The following is a 3,347-nucleotide window of genomic DNA, read 5'->3' as shown; positions in this document are numbered from 1 at the left end:
GGTAAAGCATATATCGATTACGTTGGCTCTTGGGGTCCAATGATCCTTGGTCACAACCACGTTGTTATTCGTGACGCTGTTACTGCAGCAGCTCAACGCGGCCTTAGCTTTGGTGCTCCAACCGAAACTGAAATCAAGATGGCTGAACTTGTATCTGAGATGGTTCCATCAATGGAACAGCTGCGTATGGTGAGCTCAGGTACAGAAGCAACAATGAGTGCGATTCGTCTCGCTCGTGGCTTTACTGGTCGTGACAAAATCCTTAAGTTTGAAGGTTGTTACCACGGTCACGCAGACAGCCTACTTGTAAAAGCAGGTTCTGGCGCACTGACTTTAGGTCAACCAAGCTCTCCAGGCGTACCGGCTGATTTTGCGAAACTAACGCTAACTGCAACTTTCAATAATCTAGATTCAGTACGTGAAATCTTCGCAGCAAACAAAGGTGAGATCGCGTGTATCATCGTTGAGCCTGTCGCGGGCAACATGAACTGTATCCCACCAGTAGAAGGCTTCCACGAAGGTCTACGTGAGATCTGTGATCAAGAAGGTGCATTGCTAATCTTTGATGAAGTAATGACAGGTTTCCGCGTTGCTGAAGGTTGTGCTCAGGCTTACTACAACATCAAGCCAGACCTAACGTGTCTTGGTAAAGTGATTGGCGGCGGCATGCCAGTGGGTGCTTTTGGTGGTCGTAAAGACGTGATGCAATACATCGCACCAACGGGGCCTGTTTACCAAGCAGGTACGCTTTCAGGTAACCCTGTTGCAATGGCTGCTGGCTACGCATGTTTGAATCTTCTAAGAGAAGAAGGCAACGAAAAGCGTCTAGCGTCTAAAACTAAGCAGTTGGCAAATGGCTTCAAGCAACTTGCTGACAAGCACGGCATCCCTATGCTAGTTCACCAAGTTGGCGGTATGTTTGGTTTCTTCTTCACAGACCAAGAAACGGTGACGTGCTACGAAGATGTAACTAAGTGTGATGTAGAACGCTTCAAGCGCTTCTTCCATCTAATGTTAGATCACGGTGTTTACCTTGCACCTTCAGCATTCGAAGCAAGCTTTACTTCTCTTGCTCATGGTTCAAAAGAACTGGATGCAACACTAGAAGCTGCTGACCGATCTCTTGCGATCATTGCTGCTGAAAGCAAATAATCGAAAGCACTTTATAAGTAGCTAACCGATTGAATTTAGGGCTGCATTAACGCAGCCCTTTTTAATGCATCGACTAAATTAAACTCGAGTATTTCCGCTTAATTACCCGTCAATTTATTCGAAAACCTAACGAAAAACGTCTAACGTTCCCAGAAAAGAAAAACCAACAACATCAGCGTACCTAGGAACATTCTGAACCAAGGGATCTCTTTTTTTATTTGCTGTTCTTCGTCTTGGCATTTCTTATCTTTATTACAGCATCCCATTATCAAAACTCCTCATTGCTAACTCTCTGTTTTGCAGCCATTATAAACTCAGAACGCAAATATAGAGACCATTAACGTGTCAGAAAAACTCAAAATCAACACCAGCCACTGGGTGATCATCATTGCCCTACTTGCGGCGGCTTATGCTTGTTACTTGCTTATCGAGCCTTATGTAAATTCCATAGTAATGGCATTCATCATCTCGTTGCTGATGTTTCCAATTCACGAATGGCTTGAAAAGAAGATACCGAATAAAGAGAACGTAGTCTCTCTACTTTCTTGTGTGATCCTGACTTTCATTATTGTTATCCCTTTATTGGCAGTATTTGCAGCAATTGTTCAGCAAGGCTCTCTGTTCTCTCAGAACACGTACCAATGGGTGACACACGGCGGTATTCAGACTCTGTTTGCACACCCACTTGTGGTCAAAGCGCTGTCGTTTGTGAATAACTACCTGCCTTTCGACAACATTGAGCCCCAAGCCATCGCACAGAAAGTCGGAGAATTCGCGACAAGTTTTGGTTCTAAACTGGTTGGTATCAGTGCGAAAATCCTTGGTGATGCGACCAACTTCTTAATGGATTTCTTCTTGATGCTGTTTGTTCTGTTCTTCTTATTAAGAGATCACGACAAAATCATCAGTGTGGTTCGTCATATTCTTCCGCTATCTCGTAGCCAAGAAGACAAGCTCCTCACTGAGATTGAGCAAGTTTCTAAGTCTGCCGTTATGGGCTCATTCTTAACCGCAATAGCGCAAGGTTTTGCGGGTGGTTTAGGTATGTGGATTGCTGGTTTCCCTGGGTTGTTCTGGGGCACTATGATGGGCTTTGCCTCTTTCATCCCCGTGGTCGGTACCGCTCTAATCTGGATCCCAGCCGCAACCTACTTATTCCTAACCGGTGATACCACGTGGGCAATTTTCCTAACGGTTTACTGTGTCGCGATTGTTGGCTCAATTGACAACCTACTGCGCCCGCTGCTGATGCAAGGTAGTGCAGGCATGAATACCCTAATGATCTTCTTCTCACTGTTGGGTGGTATTCAACTTTTTGGCCTAATTGGTCTTATCTACGGCCCACTGATCTTTGCTATTACTATCGTTCTTTTCAATATTTACGATGAAGAGTTTAAAGACTTTTTAAACCAGCAAGACAAGAGTTGATCAACTGTTCAGCAACTTGGTTGCCGAACCCGTATTAAACACTTCAAGCTTTGGGCGGATTATGCGAAAATCCGCCCTCATTTTTTGCTAACGATTCAATAGAGTGTCCTATGTCAGCTTATATTGCCCCAAGCCAAATTGCTCAACGTCAACTCGCCTACTTTGAAGGCAAACATGTTTTAGTTGCAGGTGAGGCAGAAGACTTATTCCCTGTTGAATTAGCGAAACATTGTGAATCAGTCACCGTGTTTACTTCTAATTACAGCTACTACCGTCAATTAGAAGGCTGCAGCACCATCCAACGTTTTTATGGTGCGGAGTTTACCGAAGAGACCAAAGCCGACTTAGTGATGCTGTACTGGCCAAAGGCCAAAGCGGAAGCGGAATTTCTGTTGGCGATGTTATTTGCCAAGTTAGGTAAAGATACCGAGATTGTCGTAGTTGGCGAAAATCGTTCTGGTGTTAAAAGTATCGAGAAGATGTTTGCTCCTTACGGAAAAGTCGTGAAATACGATTCAGCGCGTCGTTGTTCTTTCTACTGGGGTCAATGCTTCGAGCAACCACCAGCCTTCAACCTACAAGACTGGTTTAAAACCTACACGGTTAACATTGGTGAGCAATCACTGACCGTGAAAAGTCTTCCAGGCGTCTTCAGTCATGGTCAATTTGATGTTGGTAGCCAACTATTACTTGATACCCTGCCAAAACTGAAAGGTAAAGTACTGGATTTCGGTTGTGGTGCAGGCGTATTGGGCGCGGTAATGGCA

General features: G+C 44.7%; 4 protein-coding genes. 3 read left to right on the top strand and 1 reads right to left on the bottom strand.

Features of this window, described 5'->3' with window-relative positions; all coding sequences use genetic code 11:
• Nucleotides 1–1,152 (top strand): glutamate-1-semialdehyde 2,1-aminomutase (gene hemL / locus AB4653_RS22890; protein WP_372105402.1); only part of this gene is annotated, 1,152 nt, incomplete at its 5' end.
• Between the two features lie 140 nt (nt 1,153–1,292).
• Here the strand turns inward: hemL and AB4653_RS22885 are convergent.
• On the bottom strand, nt 1,293–1,418 hold the full coding sequence (locus AB4653_RS22885) for a hypothetical protein (protein WP_009847557.1): 126 nt from the start codon (nt 1,416–1,418) through the stop codon (nt 1,293–1,295).
• A 76-nt stretch (nt 1,419–1,494) separates the two neighbouring features.
• Here AB4653_RS22885 and AB4653_RS22880 point away from each other — a divergent pair, with 76 nt between their 5' ends.
• Nucleotides 1,495–2,580, top strand: coding sequence for an AI-2E family transporter (locus AB4653_RS22880; RefSeq protein WP_009847558.1), 1,086 nt, complete (start codon nt 1,495–1,497; stop codon nt 2,578–2,580).
• A 110-nt stretch (nt 2,581–2,690) separates the two neighbouring features.
• Nucleotides 2,691–3,347, top strand: a 657-nt coding sequence (locus tag AB4653_RS22875; RefSeq protein ID WP_372105401.1) for a methyltransferase, incomplete at its 3' end; no start/stop codon positions are given.

Source organism: Vibrio sp. 10N.222.48.A3 (genome assembly GCF_041475345.1).
Taxonomy (GTDB): Bacteria; Pseudomonadota; Gammaproteobacteria; order Enterobacterales; family Vibrionaceae; genus Vibrio; species Vibrio tasmaniensis_A.
This window is presented reverse-complemented; position numbering and strand designations above follow the sequence as displayed.